The following is an 18,518-nucleotide window of genomic DNA, read 5'->3' as shown; positions in this document are numbered from 1 at the left end:
GACGCCGGGACGGACGGTTCACCCCCGCAGCGCAGAGGCAAAGATGGCCGGCAGCGCGCTCCAGCGGGGCCGGGCGGCGAACGCGACGAGGCGGCGGCCGGTCGTCGCGGCGGTGCGGTTGGTGACGAACCACGGCGGCTTCGGGGTGAGGCTGAACTGGCCGGTCATGACCGAGCGCGGCAGCGGCCGGAACGGGCCGTACACCACGGTCCGCTCGGGACGGTGCAGCAGCAGCGAGTTGTGCACCACGCCGCGGCCGCTCTGGATGTCGTCGAGCGTGTGCCCGGGGAAGGCTCCCCAGGTGGCGCGCGCGGTCAGGTAGCCCACGCCGGTCCAGGCGTTGACGCCGATGGTGCCGTAGCGCAGCCGGGCGATGCTCTCGCGCAGGTGCGCGCCCAGCTGCCGCTGCGTGCGGGGGTCGATGATCAGGTTGGCGCCCAGCGTGCCGTGCATGCGCTCGTTCGCGACGTCGACCGCGGCGTTCAGGAACGCAAGGCCGGTGCCGGGCAGCTCGGCTACGGCCAAGACCGGGCCGAAGTACTCGGTGCCGAACGCGGACTCCGCGTCGTCGCCGAGGTCCGGGCCCCAAAGCACGGTGCGCTCGGCGGTGCCGCCGACGGCCTCGAAACGGGGGTGCTGTCGCCGCGCCTCGGCCACCCGGACGTCGCAGCCCGGGTACCAGGCGGGACGGGCGGGCGCGTTCGTGAACGCGGCACGCAACGCGGCATAGAACTCCTGCTTCTGCGGCCAGTCCTTGCTGACGATGACGACCTGCGCCGCGATGCAGTTGAAGCCGCTGTTGTGCAGGCGCTGGGTGGCGATGTGCTCGGCCTGGAAACGGATGTCCGCCGCGGACCAACGGCCGGGCAGCACAACGGTCGGCGACACCCCGCCGAGCTCGCTGGTGACCGGCTTGTCCAGGCGCGCCGTGCCCGCGGCCTTCGCCGCGGCACCCGCCTCGCCCGCACCCCAGACGATCGCGTCGTGGGTGGCCTCGCTGCCGGTGATGTGTACGGCGTCGACGCCGGCGTGGGTCACCAGGTGGTCGCCGACCTTGGCGTCGCCGGTGACGATGCGCAGGTAGCCGCGGTCGATGAACGGCGCGAACACCGCCTCGAACACCGGCAGCAGCGCGTCGGTGACCGGGTTGAGCTTGAGCAGGACCACCCGGTTGTACGCGTACAGCTGGTAGAGCACGTCCAGTGGCGCGATCGAGGTGATATTGCCCGCGCCCATCACCACGGCAACTCCGGCCGTCTGCTCGGGCGCGAGCAGGCCCAGACCGGCCCGTTCGCGGGTCTCCCGCACGGTGACACCCGGCTCCATCCACACCTCGGCCCGGAAACCGCTGAGCAGCAGCCGGTCGAACACGTTGTGCGGCAGCACGTCGACCGAGACGCGCCCGCCCGGCGCGGCGCCGACCGGGTACCCGGCCAGCAGGTCACGGCCTGCCTCCAGCCGGGCAAGCGTGTCGGACAGCGCCCCGGCGTAGCCGAGCACCGCCCACGGGCCGCTGGTCCACTCCTCGCCCAGCAGCGGCGAACCGGCGGGCAGCTGCTTGATGCCACCGGCGACGCGTACCCACTCCTCGGCCTGAGCGGCGACGTTCGCATGCACCTGCAGCAGCAGGTCGCGGCGTGAGGCGAGCGACTCCCCGGCCCAGCGATGCTCACCGTCGCGCAACGCGGCGATCATCTGGTCCAGCTGCGCGGTCGTTGCAGTGCTGATACTCATTTGGCGAGGTCCTTGGCGGCAATGAGGTCGGCGGAGGGCAGTCGAAGATCATGGGCGCGAACGTCATCGCGAACACGGCCCAGGCGGGTACGAGGGATCGGGCCGCCGCTTGCCGCTCCTTCCGACGGCAGGCGGCGGTGTTCAGGTGCAGGGCGAAGCCGGCGGGGTGTCAGGCGATCACGTCTGCGGGCGTCGACACCTCACGCTTGAGGATCTTGCCGGTGGGGGTTTTCGGCAGCTCGTCGACGATCCACACGTGCCGCGGGTACTTGTACGCCGCGGCCTGCGCCTTGACGTGCTCGCGCAGCTCGTCGGGGGTGGCGGTGGCGCCGTCCTTCAGCGCGATCGCGGCGCAGACCTCCTCGCCCAGCTCCGGGTGCGGGATGCCGATGACGGCCACCTCGCGCACGGCCGGGTGCTCGTAGAGCAGCTCCTCGATCTCGCGCGGGTACACGTTGTACCCACCACGGATGATCATGTCCTTCTTGCGGTCGACGATGAAGAAGTAGCCCTCGTCGTCCATGCGGGCCAGGTCACCGGAGCGGAACCAGCCGTCGGCGTCGATCACCTCGGCGGTCGCGTCGGGGCGGCGCCAGTAGCCCTTCATGACGTTGTGGCCCCGGATGACGATCTCGCCGACGCCGTTCTCGACGTCGCGAAGCGCCATCTCCACGCCGGCGATGGCGGTGCCGATCGAGCCGGGCTTGCGCTCGCGGTCGGCGTGGTTGAACGACGCGATCGGCGAGGTCTCCGACAGCCCGTAGCCCTCCAGGATGATGCAGCCGAACTCGGCCTCGAACGCGCGAATGACCTCCACCGGCAGCGCCGCCCCGCCCGATGCGCACATCCGCAGGCTGCTCACGTCGAACTTCGCCCGTTCCGGGTGGGCCAGCAGCGCGACGTACATGGTCGGCACGCCCTGGAAGATCGTGACACGGTGGTGGTGGACGGTGTCGAGCACGGCGTGGGCGTCGAAGCGCCGCACCAGGGCCAGGCAGGCACCTGCCGTGATCGCCGTGTTGAGGCCGCAGCCCTGGCCGAACGAGTGGAACAGCGGCAGCGCCCCCAGCACGATGTCCTGGGCGGTCAGCGAGAACAGGTCGACCGCGATCTGGGCGTTGCGGGTCAGGTTGGCGTGGGTCAGCTCGGCGCCCTTGGGGGTGCCGGTCGTACCCGAGGTGTAGAGGATGACGGCGGTTTCGGTCGCGTCGCGCTCGACGATCCCGGTCTCCGGCGTGGTCCCGGCCAGCAGAGTCTCGAACTCTCCCGGCGTCACCAGCAGGCACTCCGTGCCGGCGGTGGCCGCGCCGGCCGTGGCGTCCTCGGCGAACCCGTGCCAGGCCAGCACCAGCTTCGCCTGCGAGTCGCCGAGGTAGAACGCCACCTCACGCGCCTTGAGCAGCACGTTCATCGGCACCACGACGGCACCGGCGCGCAGGATGCCGTAGTAGGCGGCGGCGAACTGCGGCACGTTGGGCAGCATGATGCCGACCCGGTCACCCGGCTGCACGCCGCGGTCGCGCAGCAGCCCGGCCACCCGGGCGCTGGCCTCGTCGAGCTGCGCATACGTCAGCACCATGTCGCCGAACCGGATGGCCGGGGCGGCGCCGTCGCGGGCGACCGAGGCGGCCAGATTCCGGGCGAGGTTGGTCATAACCAGGTCTCCCTGTCGCGAGTGGGTGGAGGTGGAGGCTTCAGTTCGTGGCGGGCGCGGTCGCGGCGACCGTGGCGCAGCTGGTACGGGGCGAGTCGAAGCGGTCGCGGGCGCTCGGCCAAGGTGCGATCGAGGGCGGCCGCATCGATGGTGCCGCTGGTCGCGAGGCTCCTTGTGAACAGCGGCGGACCCGGACGGCGTGGCGTGTCACTGCGCCAGGCGCCGCCTGTCACGGTCCGGGTCGACGAGCGTGACCGCGGCGGTTCCGCCCAGCAGGAGCACGACTCCCGAGATCAGGACGGCGTGCTGGTATCCGGCCGTGCCCTGGGTGTCGACCAGGCGGCCGACCAGGATTGGGGCGATCAGGCCCGCTGTGGTCACGACACCGTTCATGATGCCGAGGGCCCCGCCGCGGCGTCCCGCCGGGGCGATCTCCGCGACGGTGGTGACCGCGATGGTCGCCATCACTCCGCAGATCCCGAACCCGAGGACCAGCAACAGCACGGTGAGTGCGCCGTGCTGGCCGGCGCCCAGGGCGAGGCAGCCCGCCGCGCTGACCATGAGGGTGATGCCGCCGACCCGGGCGCGGGCCCGCCGGCTGCTGACCCCGCGCCGCAGCAGCCATCCGGTCAGCCCGGCCTGGCCGAGCAGCGCCACGGCGTTGACGGCCCACAGCAGCGCCACCAGGTTGGCCGAGGTGGCCTTGGAGTAGCTCAGCCCGTCATGCAGGTACGAGGGCAGCCAGGCGACGACTAGGGCGACCATCCAGTAGGTGCTGAAGTAGCCGGCGGTGACGCCGATCCAGGAGCGGGTCCCGAGGATTCGCCGGTAGCCGACACTGCTCGGGGTCGGCTCGGAGCCGGTCGCGGTCGCCGCGTCGTCACCGGTGTCCGGGTCGGTCGCCACCGCGTGCCGGCCCTCCCCGCCGACGAAGGCCCACACCAGCGCCCAGAGCAGGCCGGCGACGGCCACTACCGCGAACGCGGACCGCCAGCCGTGCTGCGTGATCAGCCAGGTCAGGCCGGGTGCGGCGATCACTACGCCGAAGGTGGTGCCGGCGGTGATCAGCGCGCTGGGCAGGTTGCGCTTGTTGTTCGGGAACCAGGACAGGGTGGTCTGCTGGGCGATCGGGAAGGCAGGCCCTTCTGCCGCGCCCAGCACGATCCGTGAGGCGAACAGCATGGCGACGCCCGCGCCGAGCGCCAGCGGCGCCTGGGAGACCGACCAGAGCAGGACCATGCCCAGCAGCACCCACCGCGGCCGCACCCGATCGGCGAGCAGCCCGCCGAGCGCACCGAAGATGGAGAAGAGCAGGAAGAAGGCGCTGTTGGCGAAGCCGAACTGGGTCGCGGACAGGCCCAGGTCCTCCCGGATCGGGTCGGCGGCCAGGCCCAGAATGGACTTGTCCGCGAAGTTGACCATCATGAATACGATGAGCATGGCGGTGACGACCCATGCGCGGCGCCGACTGTCTGAAGTTCTCTGGGAGGGACGTGCGGGCGTTGCGGGTGCGACTTCGGTGTCGGTCACGGTGGCTCCGCGGTGGCTGCGGTGGACGGGGGACGGGACTGCGGGTGTTTCAGGACAGCGGGAGGCCTGCGATCGCGATGCGCTCGATCACCCGGCGCCGCCGGGTGTTAGTCGTTGATCGCGTAGTGCTCGGTGGCGATGTTGTCCGAGATCACGACCGAGTCGGGCGGCCAGCTGAAGCGCGCACCTGTGTTCAACCGCGGGCAGGCCGGGGCGCAGGGCGACGATCCGATCCGAGGTCATCGTGAGGTCCCATGCGGCTTGAGGGTGAGCCCCGGGGTGGTGGTGTCCATGTGACCTCCGACACGCTAGATTCGTAACCGGTAGTATCGTTATCGGCGGTCGGCGAGGCAAGAGCCGGACGGCAGAAAGATGTCGCCGCCATGACCCCACGCGGCCATCAGCTACAGCTGGTGTCGGGCATGCTGCGGCGGCAGAAGATGCGGGATGCCTTCCGGCGTTGGTCTCAGGCCGGCGAGCCCACCGCGCGAGCGATCATGTCGGTCAGGTCCGCGGCGAAACGCTCGTCGGGTAACTGCTGCTCGATCACCAGGCGAAAGATCAACGGCGCCGCCACCAGCGTGGCCGCAGACTGAACGTCGATGTCCGCACGCACGTCACCGCGGGCGATGCCCCGCTCGAGGATCTTCCTCGTCTCACCCATGGTCCGGGAGACATACCGCTGATAGGCGCCGCGCACCTCACCGGCCTCCTGCACCGCCGCGATCAGCCCCGCCAGCAGTCGGGCCGTCCCCGGAATCCGGTAGACGTCCAGACGCGCGTCCAGCACCGCCCGCAGCTCGGCGCGGAAATCGCCCAGATCAGGCACAGCGAGCACTCCGACCCGGGTCTCTGCCGCGGCGATGACCAAATCGTGCTTGCCCGGCCAGCGCCGGTAAATGGCGGGCTTGCTCACCCCGGCGCGAGCGGCCACCGCGTCCATCGTGACCGCGGCCAGACCCTGCTCGGCCACCAGCTCCAGGACCGCGGACAGCACCGCACCGGTGACGTGCTCCTGTCGCGGACGCCCGGGCCCCCGCTCCACCCGACCCACCTGTACACCCGCCATGCCCGAAGCCTACGGGCGAAGCCGCCCACGCCAAGCCCGACCCGGCCCGGCTCGGCCCGGCGGAAGAGCCTGTGCCGCCCGGGCCGGGCTTTGGGCGAACGCGCCGGCGACGTCACGGCGTTCGACCAGGCATTGCGGCCCCGGCTGCTGGGCGTGTCCACGTCCGGGTACTACGAGTGGCGCGGCCGCGGCAGGTCGCCGCGTCAGGTGGTTGATGAGGCGCTGACCGACACGATCCGTCAGGTCCATCAGATGTCGCGGGGCACCTACGGCGCGTCGCGGGTGCACGCGGAGCTGCGCCTGGCCGCCGGGGTGCGGTGCGGGCGCAAACGCGTCGCCAGACTGATGCACCACGCAGGTCTGCAGGATCATCGACTCCCAAAGCGTCACGGGCGTCTATCGGCGCCGCCGACACGGCTGCACCGTGCGCGCCCAGACGTTGACGGACCTGGGTGCCTGGGCAACGTGAGCTGGGGATCCGTGCGTGAACGTGTCGGTGCCGTACTTCCGGATGTCGACGTGCAACCCACGGCCACGTCGGTGGCGGCGCCGGTGATCTTCCGCGTGGTGGTCGAGTGGCGGCTGCCGACGCTTGCTTCGGCGCAGCCTGACCGGTCGGCATTTCCGGCCGCAGGTTCGCCAGCCCGAGCCGGTCTCGCCGCCGAGCGGCCCATTTTCCTGCTGTCAGCGTCTTGCCCTGCCCACCGTAGATAACGATACTCTCGGGAATGTATTGGCATTGTCTCGGAGGTCACGCCTGGAGATCACTGTCGCCACCGCACCCGGACCACCCGCCCTTAAGACCGCTGACCACGGCGATAACCGCCCCTCCGCGTTATCGGGGGAACCTCATCACGAGCCAGGAGTCGTAGTTAATGCCAGCACAGACGCCGCCGGAGACCATCCAGTGTGGGCGAATGCCAGCGCTGACCGGACGCGAGATCGCCGTTCCGAACCAGGCGCCACATGCTCAGATCCTTGGCCTTGGTGTGTACCGACCGCGCCGCGTCGTCACGAACGAGGAACTCTGCACCTGGATCGACTCGTCCGACGAATGGATCAGGTCACGGTCCGGGATCACGGAACGTCGCTGGGCCGAACCCGACGAGACACTGGCGGCAATGGCCGTCCAGGCGGCGTCTGAAGCGCTGGCCGACGCCAGGATAGCCGCATCTGATGTCGGCTGCGTGGTGGTGGCCACGGTGACGCATCTCGAGCAGACACCGTCGGTCGCCGCACTGATCGCCCACCAGCTCGGAGCTGTCAACGCCGCGGCTTTCGACATCTCGGCCGGGTGCGCCGGATTCTGTCACGCGGTGGCGCTCGGCCGGGACATGGTCCATGGCGGCAGCGCCGGCTACGTCCTAGTCATCGGCGCGGAACGGCTATCAGAATTCATCGACAGGCATGACAGGGCGACAGCATTCATCTTCGGAGATGGAGCGGGTGCCGTGGTAATCGGCCCGGCACAACGACCGGGCATCGGCCCAGTCGTGTGGGGCGCGGACGGTGGCCAATACGGCGTGATCGGCCAAACGCGCGACTGGAAGGCGTACATGGACGACCCCACTGGTCCACGGCCCTTCATACAAATGTCCGGGCAGCAGGTGTTCCGTTGGGCGTCCTATGAAATGGCGCCTGTGGCAAACAGAGCATTGCAGGCCGCAGGCATCACCGTTAACGAGCTCGACGCCTTTATCCCGCACCAGGCCAACATGCGGATCATCGACACAATGGTCAAAGCGCTCAAGCTCCCTGGAGATGTGCCGGTGGCACGCAGCATTGCCGAGATGGGCAACACCTCGGCCGCGTCGATCCCACTGGCGATGGAGCAGATGCGACGCACCGGCAAAGCCCCCCGAGGGGGGACAGCCCTGCTCGTAGGTTTCGGCGCCGGCCTTTCATACGCCGCACAAGTCGTGACGCTGCCCTAAGGGACGTCTCGAAACCCCGGTGTCTGTCCCCTGAGGACGGGCGCCGAAGATGTCGTGGTGCAGGTGATCTCCTCAGCCCGGCCGGAGTGGATCTTCCCGTTCACCGGTCTGCAGCCCGCCCAGTTCCTCCGGCTGGTCCGGCTGGTCGCCGAGCGCGGCGGGGACGCCATCGCTGACGGCCGGCCGGGCCGGCAGTGGGCACTCGACCTGCCCGACCGGGTGCTGCTGGTCGCCGTGTACTGCCGCACCAACCTGACCATGCGGCAGATCGGCCCGCTGTTCGGCGTGTCCCACTCCGCCCCGCACCGGGTCATCGACACCCTCGGACCGCTGCTGGCCCTGGCCCCGGTCCGTCGGCGTCCGGTCGATCAGATCGCCATCGTCGACGGCACCCTGATCCCGACCCGGGACCACCGCCTCGCTGCCCCAAGCAAGAACTACCGCTACTCGACCAACCTGCAGGTCGCCATTCCAGCACCCGCCTGGTCATCGCCGTCGGCGACCCGCAGCCGGGCAACCGCAACGACACGATCGTCTACCGCACCTCCGGCATCGACCAGAAGCTGGCGGGCCGTCGGCCATGGCCGACGGCGGCTACCGCGGCAACCCCGACGTGATCATCCCGTACCGCAAGAACCGCGACGGCAGCCCGCTACCAGCCTGGAAGGAAGAGCTGAACGCCCAGCACCGCACCGTCCGCGCCCAGGTCGAACATGCCCTGGCCAGGATGAAGTGCTGGAAGATCTTGCGCGACTACCGCCGCGCTGCCAGTACATTGACCGACACCGCTTCGGCCATCGCCCACCTGCACAACATCGCCCTCACCGGGTGAGCACCAGCGCGGCCACGGGCAACGCCTTCACCGAGTTACGAGACGTCCCTTAGTCCTGGTGGCGCAGTGCGAGGATCGATCACCCCGGGACACACCGCTACCGTTACCCATGAACGTCCTCCTCCTGCGATGGGACACCAAGCCCGACAAGCGCATCAGGGGGACGCTCCTACGTCCTGCATCGACACGCAGAACGTCTTTCTATGCCGCCGACCGCGCCCCACGCAGCGTCACCGCGCGTTGAGCAGGTCAACGTCCGGTCGTGCCGATGGGCGCGCCGGGAGTGACAGCACGGTACGACGGCGTGGGGCGGTGTCATGTTGGCCCAGCAGCAACCTCGGCGTTACTCCGGAGAATGCAGAACTCGTTACCCTCGGGCGAGCACCGCGGGACTGTGGATTTAACGGTGTTTCCGGCCTGACCCGCCGCTTCTTGCGCACCCTGGGCGGGCGTTTCAGGCCCTCGTCGAGCCACAGCCGGCGGGTGCGTTTCCGGTTGACCACCAGGCCCTCGCGGGCGGCGATCGCGTGGGCCTTACGCCACCCCCACCGCGGATACTGCGCGGAAATCTGCCGCAGCCGCGCCCGAAGCACCTCATCAGCGTCACGACGAGCCGGCGCCGGCCGGCGTTGCGCCGACCGGTGCTGCCCGACCAGCCGACACGCACGTCGTTGGGACACTCCGAAGCGCTGCTGCAGCACGGTCACGGCGCGGCGGCGGCGCTCCGGACTCACCAGTTTCCCCGGTTCAGCTCCTTGAGCATGTCGATGTCCAACAGCTGCTCAGCGACGATCTTCTTCAGCCGGGCGTTCTCCCGCTCCAGGTCCTTCAGCCGTTTGGCGTCATCGGCTTTCATCCCGCCGTACTGCGCCACCCACCGATGCCAGGTCGCCTCGGAAACCTCCAGCTGCTTGCACACCTCGGGCAAGACGGAACCCTGCCCGATCAGCTTCTCGCCCTCCCGAAGCTTGCGAATGATCTGCTCCGGCGTGTGCCGCCGTCGGGTACCCATCGTGATGATCCCTCCCAACCCCATCATGGGGCATCGGGCTCTCACAACAGGTGGACCACTTCACCGGGACCCAGTCAGTCGGGCTAGTTCGGCATCGCGTGAGCCTTCGACTGGACGCAGATCGAAGTGGATTCTGTTCTTGACCTGCTTTGACTCTGGCACCTCGATGAAGAGCAGACGATGCGTCCGGTCCCGAGAGAAGATCATGCATTCCTCGTGTTCTGGCTCGTTCGGATCATCGGGGTCCTCGACGTAGTCGAGGACGGCCTGCCACCAGCGGCACAAGGTATACGCATCGGCACAGTCGACGCTGGTATGGGAGGTGAAGGAAGTCACTCGGGCATCGTTGCAGGACCTGCCGAGACGATCGAGCGGATTGCGACCCCAGCAACGCACTCAACTGCCGCGATCCGCGCGCTACGCAGTTGCGGCAAGTTGGCGCCGTCAGCGCACGGACATGCCGATGAGGCTGATCCTCATTCCTTGGCCGTGCCCTGGTGGTGGCGCTCGGCGAGTTGCTTCAGGTTCAGTAGCTGACGTCGAGCCATGATCAGGTCGCCGACGGACAGCCCGAGGGCGGCCCAGCGGGTTGCCTGCATGACGACCTTGAGCAGCAAGCGCGTGTCGTGCTCCTGGGGCACGAGGACGTAGGACATGAAGGCGCCGATGATGGTGCCCGTCAGCTGTTTCCCCGGGTCGACCGAGACGATCCTGCCCAGCTCCCGCCCGCCAGCAGTAGTGAATCTCTCTCCGACTTGCGGCTCGGGAAGGCCTACCAGCTCTCGAGGTGAACGGCGGCCAAGGTTGTCGATCCAGTCATAGGAGTATGGCGCAAGCCTCACTTGTGCAACCCACGGCCACACCACTTCGGCAGACGCCTCGATGGCCACACCCCGCCACGCCTGCAGCGTGGGTGAGGCGACGAAGTCGTCGCACGGATAGCAGCGCAATTTCTCGCTGTCGGTCACGCCCCACCGGTCACCGATCATGCATCCATCCTCCACCAACGCCCGGCATCCGGATCTGCCGCTGGTCGCGCGGTCATGGCGATCCACGCGCTGCCGAGCGTGACCACCCAGCAGCAGCCCTCGGAGTGTCCGGACATGCCGATGTGAGTGCGTCGAGGCAGCCGATGGCTGGCTCCGACAGGCAGCCCTGATCTTGACTGGACCTCAGTCGTTGAGCGGTCGTTGTGTCGTTCGATGGCCGTTGTGGGCTGGCCAGGGCGGTGTCACCAGGTGTTGGGGTGGTCGAGGTCGCGGGCCGGCTGATACCCGCTCAGGACCGTCAGGCCGTCCGACTCGGTGTAGCCGTTCCCCCAACCCTTGAGGAACGCCTCGACGACGCATGGCTTGACGAACATCTCCAGCACGTCGCTTCCCTGCCGGCGTGCCCGGTAGGGCCCTGCGACGAGGTCAGCGGCTCTGGCGTCGTAGCCCGGCACGTGTTGCGCCCGAACCGTCAGCCAGCGACCGGCTTCGTCACCCAATACGAGCGAGCCCTCAGCGAAGGAGCCACGCTCAGACCTGCCGAGCTTGACCGAGCATTCGAGCAGCCGCCCGCCCGGCGGCAGCAACTGCAGGCGGAACGGCACCACGCAGCGGTGTGCACCGTCGAACCGGACACGACTCGCCGCGGCCGTCGCCTCGTCGCGCGTGGTCGCGTAGATGTCGAGTTGGGCCCAGAGCCCGTCGACGGGTTGCCAACGAACGAACCACAGTTTCGCGTCGCCGGACGGATCGAACCAAGCGACCCCCGGGCGGCCGTCGACTCGCACGTCGGTCGGCGGCTGCGGCCGCCCCGCCGACGACAACGTCTGCTGCAGCGCGTCCAGCGTCGCGACGCTGCGCGCCAGCACGAAGCGAGCCTGACCGGTCGGGCCCTGAAACTCAACGCTCTCGGCGCCGCGCCCGGCGCTCCAGGTGGCGGACTCGGCACCGCCGACCAGGCTGTCGGTCGTGAAGTGCACCACGCCGGGATCAGCCCCCACAGCCTCGGGGCGTGCGATGGCGCCGGGCTGGCCCGGCGCGTCCGGCAGCGCGAGTGCTGTACCCGGCATGGTCGCCCGATCGGGTGCCCGACCGGCCGGGATCGTCATGACCACCGCGGCTAGGACGGCGCACGCCGCTGCCGCACCCCCGGCGATCAGCCCACGGCGGCGCAGCCCAAGGCGGCGACCACGGCGGCGGGCGTGTTCCACGATCGGCGCCGGGTCGATATCGCCGCCAGCGTGCTCCTTAAGCATCGCGGCGAGCTGCTCGTCGAGGTCGGTGGACATCAGAACCCTCCCGTCTTGGCGGCGGGTGCGCCCTGCCGCTTGCGGAGCACCGCCAGGGCTCGCCTCGCGTGCGTGCGAACTGTGCCTGTCGAACAGTCCAGGATTTCGGCGATCATCGCGTCGTCAAGATCCTCGTAGTAGCGCAGGACGATCACGGTGCGCTGACGCGTCGGCAGATCACAGACGAGCCGCCACAGCGCGTCGCGTTCGGCGACGTCGGCCGCCTCGTCCGCAACGCCCGGCAGATCGATCACAGCGGCAACGGAGATCTCTTGGCTGCTGCGCCGGCGCCACCACGAGTGATGGGCGTTGACGAGCATCCGACGGACATACGCATCGGGCCGATCCGTCCGGGAGATGCGCCCCCAGCGGGCGTACGCCCTGGTGAGAACATCCTGAACCAGGTCCTCGGCCCGGTGCTCATCACCGGTCAGCAACCGGGCGAGCCGCACCAGCGCCGAAGTGCGGGCGAACGCGTACTCCTCGAACGTCACGCCCTATTAGACGTCGCGGGCTGGCCGATCCGTAGACACCGACCGGGCACGACATGAGAGACGACCTCAAGAGGTTCGGGCGCCACGCCGTGCCCACCGGCGCCGGAAGCTCCGCTTCGCCGACTGCTACGGCCCCTTCGGGGATCTCTATGAGTTGAGGTACGCGGACTGGACCCGTCCGCTGATGCCGCCGATCGTGTGCGCCGGTCGCCGATCACGCGTAACGATACGTACCCACCGTTCGCCGCCTTCACATCTGCTGCGCGAGCAACTGCCATCCACGCTTCGGCCAAGGCTCATCCCGGCGGCGCAGTACCCGAGCCAGATCCTCGGCCGTGCATCGGGCAAGCTTGGCGTCGTCCGGGCTCATCCAGCCGTCGTGGCGTGCCTGCTCGTATTCGTCCCAGTCTTCGATTTCAACACGCGAGTCCTGCTCGTGGAGTACAGGGTCGAGTTCAAGGTCGATGTACCGCCAGCCTGCTTCGGTCCGTGTCGGCGGCACGCACACGTCGATCTCAAGCCGCCGATCAGCCGGATCGTCAACCCACCATGCCACCCACGGGCGGCTCGGCGCGATCAGGACCACGACCGGCACAGCAAGCACGCCGCGGTCATGCGGGGCACCCCATGGCGAACCACTTCGACCGCGCAGCCACGTCCCGTCGCGGTCCTGAAGCAGCTGCTCAAGATCGAACCAGAACACGCCCCCCGGGACGCTTGATCTTGCACATGCGCAGCCGCTGTCTGCTCTGCACGGCGCTCACCATTGGCACGATACGGCGGGGCAGGCCATCCTGCCGTCCCGCGCACCTCCCTCCAGGCGATCCTGTTGCCCAACGACCGGCTTCCCCCGAGCATCGCGGTGGAACTTGGCCTCGACCGGCGCACCGGCGACCGAAGGTGCGACGACCACGGGCATCCGGATCTGCCACCCCTCTGTGTCATCCATGAAGGAGCGGGGCCGGTCAAGGCCGGGGTTTTGACCTGCTGACGTTGGTTTTTCCGGTTCCGGCAATGGGTTTCGGGCAGGCGTGTGTGCGGTGCCGGGGTCAATGGCTGGGCCGTAGGCCCACCCCGCAGGGGCTTGGCCTTGACGCCGGCGCCGTGCGCGCCATGCTCGTGATGCCGGAAGGCGTTGTGGGTGGTCGCGTCACCAGGTTCCGACCGATGTCGGAGGGGCAGGCCGAGGGGTTCGGCTGCCGGTCATCCATTCGCCCACGGGAGTCGGGGCATGGTGGTGTGCGACCGTGACCGGACGGGGTCAATCAAGCGGGCGGCCTCGCCGTCGGCCGACGGGGGTCAGACACAGAACGAGCTCGCGTCCGGTCACGTCCGAACCTGCTCACGCCGCCGGGGCGGCCGGTGCGAGGGCGCGGATGCGCCCGTCGCGCAGGCCGTAGTAGACGAGAGTGAGCAGCTTGCGGGCCACCGCAACGGTGGCGATGTTGCGTCCACGGCGCTCGGCGATGGCCGCCCGTCGGGAGACCAGCCAGCCGGCGCGGTGCGGGACGCTGTGGGCGGCCTCGACCGCGGCCCACCGCACCAGGGTGGCGCCCTGTTTGGTGATCCGTCCCCGATGCACGACGGTGTCGGACTCGCGGTGGCGGGGGGTGAGTCCGGCCCACGAGGTCAGCTGCGCGGGGCCGGGGAACCGGTCGACCTCGCCGATCTCGGCGACGAACACGGCCGCCAGGACCGGGCCGACACCGGGGATGGCCTGGATCGCGGTGTAGCCGCGGTGGCCGGCGAGTCTGGCCCGGATCGGCCCGGTGACCGCGTCGATCTCGAAGTCGACCGCGTCGATCAGCCGGCACAGCGAGTCCACCCGCCCCCGGTAGGCGCCGTCCAGCGGTGCGCGCGACAGCAGTTCCCGGCCACCGACGCCGAACAGATCCGATACCGCGATGTGCACGCCCTGCTTGGCCAACACCGCGTGCACCGACGCCTTCAACCCCGAACGCCACGCGACCAGCTTGGCCCGGTGCCGCACCAGCTCCCGCAACTCGCGCACCGCCGGCGGGGCCACATACGCCTCCGGCAGCCTGCCCATGCGCAGCAAGTCCGCCAGGTCCGCGGCGTCCCGGGCGTCGTTCTTCACCCGCCGGTAGGCAAACGCCTTCACTCCCAACGGATGCGCCAAATGCACCTGGGCGCCGGCCGCGGCCAGCACATCCACAGCCCAGTACCAGCCGTAGGTGGCCTCCAACACCACCTCGGGATCCGGGCCGGCCTTGGCGATCTCCAACCCGAGCGCGACCGGGTCATTGTCGATGCGCACTGTCTCGAGCTTGTCGCCGGTCTCGGTCATCCGCACGATCACCGACCGGCGGCGGTGCAGATCGATACCCACGATCTGCCTGCCGTCGTACTCTGCCTGCATGAGGGGCCTCCTTCGTCGTGAGACGTGAGCACCCCGAGCATCCCGCCCGGGACCCACGAGGAGCGAGGCCCCGCTCCTTCATGCCATCAAGTGATGATCAAGAGGGGTGTTCTAGGCTGGGGTTCGGCGGGTCCGGGAAGTGACTTTTCCGAAGTGTCGATCTCGGGGTTCGGGTCGGCCGCGCTGGATTGCAGAGTCGCCCCCGCGTGTCCTCCCGGGCCCGTCCCGAGCAGCTTCGTGTCGGCGACCATCTGCCGGTAGACGATGTCGGACAGGCGCCGCTTCAGTGCCCGTAGGGCCTCCATCGAGGTCTTGCCCTCGGCCAGTCTGCGCCGGTGGTAGCGGCGCCCTTCGGTGTCACGGCGCAGCTGGACGATGGCCATGATGTGAAGCGCCCGGTTGATGCGCCGGTTCCCGGCTCTGGAGAGCCGGTGCCGGTTCTGCTCGCCGGACGAGGCGTCGATCGGTGCGGTGCCGTTCCACGAGGCAAAGTGGGCGCGGCTGGTGAACCGGGCAATGTCTGCGATGTCGCCGAGCAGGCGGGCCGCGCCGGACGGTCCGATGCCGGTCAGGTCCATCAGCCGGCTTCCGGTGCTGTTGACCAGGTCGGTGAGCTCCTGTTTCGCGATTTTGATCTTCTTGTCGATGACGACGAGCTCGCCGATCAGCTCGGAGGCCAGCCGGCGACGGGTCTTGCCGACCACGTCGCGCGGGCGAACAGTGCCCAGCAGGGCGCGGGCCTGCTGGGCGGACAGGTCCTTCTTCGCGCCGCCGGGCACCAACTCGAGGAGCAGGTGATGCAGCCGGGAGACCACTTCGGTGCGGGCCCGGCCGAGCTGGTCACGCCGGTCGACCAGCAGCCGTAACGCGACCGTGGTGTCGTCGGTGACGACCTGCCGCAGACCTTCGGTGCGCAGGGCGACCACGGCGACGCTGCGGGCATCGACCGGGTCGGTCTTGCGGCCCTGGCCGGTGGCGAACACGCGGGCCCGGGCGGACAGCTTCGCGGGAACGTCCACCACGGTTTCGCCGTCGGCGACCAGGCGTTGAGCGACGTGCCGCCCGATGCCGTTGCAGCCCTCGACCGCCCAAAGGCGGTCCTTGTGCTTGCGGCCGGCGGCGAGCATGGCCTGGTAGCCGTCGCGGTCGGTGCCGAACCGGCCCTGCCCGACCGTCTTCTCCCGCGCGTTGATGATTTCGATGGTGGCGGAACGCTTGTGCGGGTCCACGCCGATGATGACCTGAGCCATCCTGTCCTCCCTCGATCCGACGGTGTTCGTCGACGGGAGGGCAGCGCTACCTTGAGCCGGGCAGTCCCCTCTTGAGCCTCTCTCCGCCGCGGTGACCGGCGGGGCGCACGCCAGATGAGAGCCACACCAAACAGCGGTGGGCAGCCGCGATGAGAGCGACCCCACCGGTCACCTCGACCAAGCCTGGCCGGGCTGCGGTCGTACCACCAGTCAACAGGTAGCCGCGATCAGGGGCCGGCTTACCGGTCGCTGAACGACCGGATCTGCCGATGAGCGCGCACGGTCGTTGCAGGCGAACTCGGCGCCGTGTTTGCGGGCACGGCCGATGGCGCCTGGCTGCCTGGTCGGCTTGGGAAATCGTAGGACCCGGTCCGAGCGGATTCGGCCGACCAGGAGCACGGGCAGGTCGGACAGTACCCAGGCCAGCCGGGCGGTGTTGTAGCCGGTGTCGCAGACGATCAGGATGTCGGGGTCGCCGGGCCAGTTCCCGGCGCGGATCAGCCGGTCGATCAGCTGACGAAGTTGGTCGGCGGTGACTGCGGTGGCGTCGTCGGCCGGGCCCAGCCGCACCGCGTCGAGCACCTGCGTCCACGACGTGCGGCCTGGTTCCAAGGCGGCGATGAACGAGTACGGCCAGCCGGGGATCATCTGCGCCTGACCCCTCGCGCGCCCGTAGGTGTGGCAGAACAACCGGTCTGGGCTGGTGGACGCGTCCGGGCGCAGCCAGTTGCTGACGCGAACGGCGAGCATGATCCGCCCGTCGGCGGCGCGGGGCAGCGCCAGCCCTGCGAGAGTCACCCGCAGCCGGGCGACGTCGATACCGCCGGCACCCAAGGGCGTCATACAGAGCACCGTGACCACGGCGGTGCTCGACGACCAACGACAAGTCGACCAGGCTGGTCACCGGCCCACCCGAGCACAGCAGCGCATCGGTGAGCTCGAACAACGCGTCCGCCCGACGTGGCAGACACCGGTAGAAGTCCTGACGAAACGCCGACAAGCTCGCTGCTGGATCCTCAACCAACCCGACCGCTGACGGACCCGGCCCGGGCGTGTCGGGCAACACGAGGCTGCCCAGGTAGTCCAGAATCGTGGCCACGGCCACCACCTGTCCTGTTCTTCGTGTCCTTGCAGGGAACGCGAAGGATCATCAGGCGGTGGCCGCTTCACGTCTCCACGACACGCCGAGTCCACACAAGACCGCCTGCCGACCGAGACGACTGAGGTTAAAGATCGATCTCAGGTGTTCCCGCGGAACGGGTGAGGGGAATTGAAGCCCCGGACCACAAGGTAAGTGGCGGAATACTCTGGCGCCGTTACTGGCTGGCCGTGGCCCAGCTCATCATGAGGTCGAACTTCTGCTGCAGAGCATCGGCGTAGCCGGCGTTCGCCATGGCCACCAGGGTGTGCACGTACATTTCGAGGTCCATGGGAGGGCCGAAGCCGATGATGACGGCCTGGCCGCTGTGGTAGGTCGGGCTGCCGTCGGGGGATCGGTAGATCGCCCAGTGTGCCCCGGGCACCGCCCGAATGAGGGCCTCGCCGAGGTAGTAGAGGATCGCGTCCATCAGCTCCAGCGACTCGTTGGGCCACCACTGCTCGGGGGTCCTGCCGAGCCGGCCGAACCAGACCGGCTTCGGTCCTGGTTCCGGCTGGTCACCGTCGCGGAGTCTGCGAAACCGCGGCGCCGCCCAAGCTCACAGCGGGACGAGGCTGTCGCGGGTGAAGTCGAGTTGCTCCGGGGCCGGTCCGCCCGTCTGCGCCGACTGCTCACGCAGCCACTGCAGCCTCGGCCCTGCAGCTTCCAGAAACTGCTGAAGATAGGCGTCGTCGTCCATCGCAGCCTCGACCGTCGCAGCGCGGTCGATCGCAGCGGCCTGCGGCGACCAGCCTCATTCCGGCCCGGACCCGGTGAGGAATTCGGCTATATCCGCCGGTTCCGCGTCTGTCAGGTCGTCACCCGCGTCGTCGACGAGGAGCCGAGCGCCACCAGCCCGGGCCAGGCCCAGCAGCGGGCGGGTCAGATCGGCCAGCTCCGACCGGTACTCGTCGATCCCCTCGTACCGATTTCGAAGGCGGGTGAAGCGGGTGTGCACCGCTCGCACTCCGTGGCTTCCGGCGTACAGGGTGGACGAAACATGGAACCACTCGGCGTCACGGCTGATGTCGACTTCGGGTTCGTCCGCGTCGGGCAGCGTGAAGTCGGGAAACACCGGCCGCAGCCAGCTCGCGACGAGATCGGGGCCCAGCTCGGCGCCGGGCCTGAAGGATCCCCGGCGTTCCTCGTCGGGGAAGCATACGGTCATCACGAGCGACACGGTGGTCCTTCCTTGAGCGTCGTCGCGCGGAGC

General features: G+C 69.2%; 16 protein-coding genes and 3 pseudogenes. 3 read left to right on the top strand and 16 right to left on the bottom strand.

All coding sequences use genetic code 11. The features are described from left to right. Positions 1 to 18 precede the first annotated feature (18 nt). The 4 genes from EV384_RS22625 to EV384_RS22610 form a co-directional block, all read right to left on the bottom strand. On the bottom strand, positions 19 to 1,734 hold the full coding sequence (locus EV384_RS22625) for an aldehyde dehydrogenase family protein (protein ID WP_130336338.1): 1,716 nt from the start codon (positions 1,732 to 1,734) through the stop codon (positions 19 to 21). A 169-nt stretch (positions 1,735 to 1,903) separates the two neighbouring features. After that, positions 1,904 to 3,388, bottom strand: a complete 1,485-nt coding sequence (locus EV384_RS22620) for a long-chain-fatty-acid--CoA ligase (RefSeq protein WP_130336336.1) — start codon at positions 3,386 to 3,388, stop codon at positions 1,904 to 1,906. 207 nt (positions 3,389 to 3,595) lie between these two features. Continuing rightward, positions 3,596 to 4,828 (bottom strand): MFS transporter, encoded by a 1,233-nt coding sequence (locus EV384_RS22615; protein ID WP_130336334.1) that lies wholly within the window; start codon positions 4,826 to 4,828, stop codon positions 3,596 to 3,598. Positions 4,829 to 5,384: 556 nt separating this feature from the next. Then, positions 5,385 to 5,987 carry a TetR/AcrR family transcriptional regulator gene (locus EV384_RS22610; RefSeq protein ID WP_130336332.1) on the bottom strand — a complete coding sequence of 201 codons (603 nt, stop codon included), beginning with the start codon at positions 5,985 to 5,987 and terminating at the stop codon, positions 5,385 to 5,387. On the opposite strand from EV384_RS22610, the gene EV384_RS37345 reads away from it, so the two are divergent. From EV384_RS37345 to EV384_RS22595, 3 genes and pseudogenes are all read left to right on the top strand, one after another. Beyond that, positions 5,928 to 6,701: an IS3 family transposase gene (locus EV384_RS37345; protein ID WP_423202913.1), complete on the top strand. Its 774-nt coding sequence runs from the start codon at positions 5,928 to 5,930 to the stop codon at positions 6,699 to 6,701. The two genes, EV384_RS22610 and EV384_RS37345, sit on opposite strands and share 60 nt — an antisense overlap. Positions 6,702 to 6,904: 203 nt before the next feature. After that, entirely contained in the window at positions 6,905 to 7,921 is a 1,017-nt protein-coding gene (locus EV384_RS22600) for a beta-ketoacyl-ACP synthase III (RefSeq protein ID WP_130336328.1), read from the top strand. Between the two features lie 57 nt (positions 7,922 to 7,978). After that, positions 7,979 to 8,753: pseudogene (locus EV384_RS22595) on the top strand (transposase family protein). A gap of 425 nt (positions 8,754 to 9,178) precedes the next feature. Here EV384_RS22595 and EV384_RS36230 read toward each other — a convergent pair. From EV384_RS36230 to EV384_RS22535, 12 genes and pseudogenes are all read right to left on the bottom strand, one after another. Further along, positions 9,179 to 9,765, bottom strand: a pseudogene (locus EV384_RS36230) (transposase); the annotation flags it as partial. A 60-nt stretch (positions 9,766 to 9,825) separates the two neighbouring features. Beyond that, positions 9,826 to 10,101: a VOC family protein gene (locus EV384_RS22580; protein WP_165440025.1), complete on the bottom strand. Its 276-nt coding sequence runs from the start codon at positions 10,099 to 10,101 to the stop codon at positions 9,826 to 9,828. A 140-nt stretch (positions 10,102 to 10,241) separates the two neighbouring features. After that, positions 10,242 to 10,754 carry a polyketide cyclase gene (locus tag EV384_RS22575; RefSeq protein WP_130336324.1) on the bottom strand — a complete coding sequence of 171 codons (513 nt, stop codon included), beginning with the start codon at positions 10,752 to 10,754 and terminating at the stop codon, positions 10,242 to 10,244. Between the two features lie 242 nt (positions 10,755 to 10,996). After that, complete coding sequence (locus EV384_RS22570; protein WP_130336322.1) at positions 10,997 to 12,043, bottom strand: hypothetical protein; 1,047 nt, start codon at positions 12,041 to 12,043, stop codon at positions 10,997 to 10,999. Then, complete coding sequence (locus EV384_RS22565; RefSeq protein ID WP_130336320.1) at positions 12,043 to 12,537, bottom strand: SigE family RNA polymerase sigma factor; 495 nt, start codon at positions 12,535 to 12,537, stop codon at positions 12,043 to 12,045. Before EV384_RS22565 ends, EV384_RS22570 begins: the two co-directional genes overlap by 1 nt. 250 nt (positions 12,538 to 12,787) lie before the next feature. Beyond that, positions 12,788 to 13,240 carry a ribonuclease FAU-1 family protein gene (locus EV384_RS22560; protein WP_130336318.1) on the bottom strand — a complete coding sequence of 151 codons (453 nt, stop codon included), beginning with the start codon at positions 13,238 to 13,240 and terminating at the stop codon, positions 12,788 to 12,790. Positions 13,241 to 13,879: 639 nt separating this feature from the next. Next, positions 13,880 to 14,917, bottom strand: coding sequence for an IS110 family RNA-guided transposase (locus tag EV384_RS22555; protein WP_130336316.1), 1,038 nt, complete (start codon positions 14,915 to 14,917; stop codon positions 13,880 to 13,882). 86 nt (positions 14,918 to 15,003) lie between these two features. Continuing rightward, positions 15,004 to 16,167 carry an IS110 family RNA-guided transposase gene (locus EV384_RS22550; RefSeq protein ID WP_130336314.1) on the bottom strand — a complete coding sequence of 388 codons (1,164 nt, stop codon included), beginning with the start codon at positions 16,165 to 16,167 and terminating at the stop codon, positions 15,004 to 15,006. Positions 16,168 to 16,443: 276 nt separating this feature from the next. Continuing rightward, a pseudogene (locus EV384_RS22545) lies at positions 16,444 to 17,191 on the bottom strand (transposase); the annotation flags it as partial. A gap of 292 nt (positions 17,192 to 17,483) precedes the next feature. Continuing rightward, positions 17,484 to 17,735, bottom strand: a complete 252-nt coding sequence (locus tag EV384_RS22540; RefSeq protein WP_130336312.1) for a hypothetical protein — start codon at positions 17,733 to 17,735, stop codon at positions 17,484 to 17,486. A 129-nt stretch (positions 17,736 to 17,864) separates the two neighbouring features. Next, complete coding sequence (locus EV384_RS34990; protein ID WP_165440024.1) at positions 17,865 to 18,005, bottom strand: hypothetical protein; 141 nt, start codon at positions 18,003 to 18,005, stop codon at positions 17,865 to 17,867. Between the two features lie 54 nt (positions 18,006 to 18,059). After that, entirely contained in the window at positions 18,060 to 18,485 is a 426-nt protein-coding gene (locus EV384_RS22535) for a hypothetical protein (protein ID WP_130336310.1), read from the bottom strand. Positions 18,486 to 18,518: the final 33 nt, after the last annotated feature.

The organism is Micromonospora kangleipakensis (assembly GCF_004217615.1).
GTDB classification, from domain to species: Bacteria; Actinomycetota; Actinomycetes; order Mycobacteriales; family Micromonosporaceae; genus Micromonospora; species Micromonospora kangleipakensis.
This window is presented reverse-complemented; position numbering and strand designations above follow the sequence as displayed.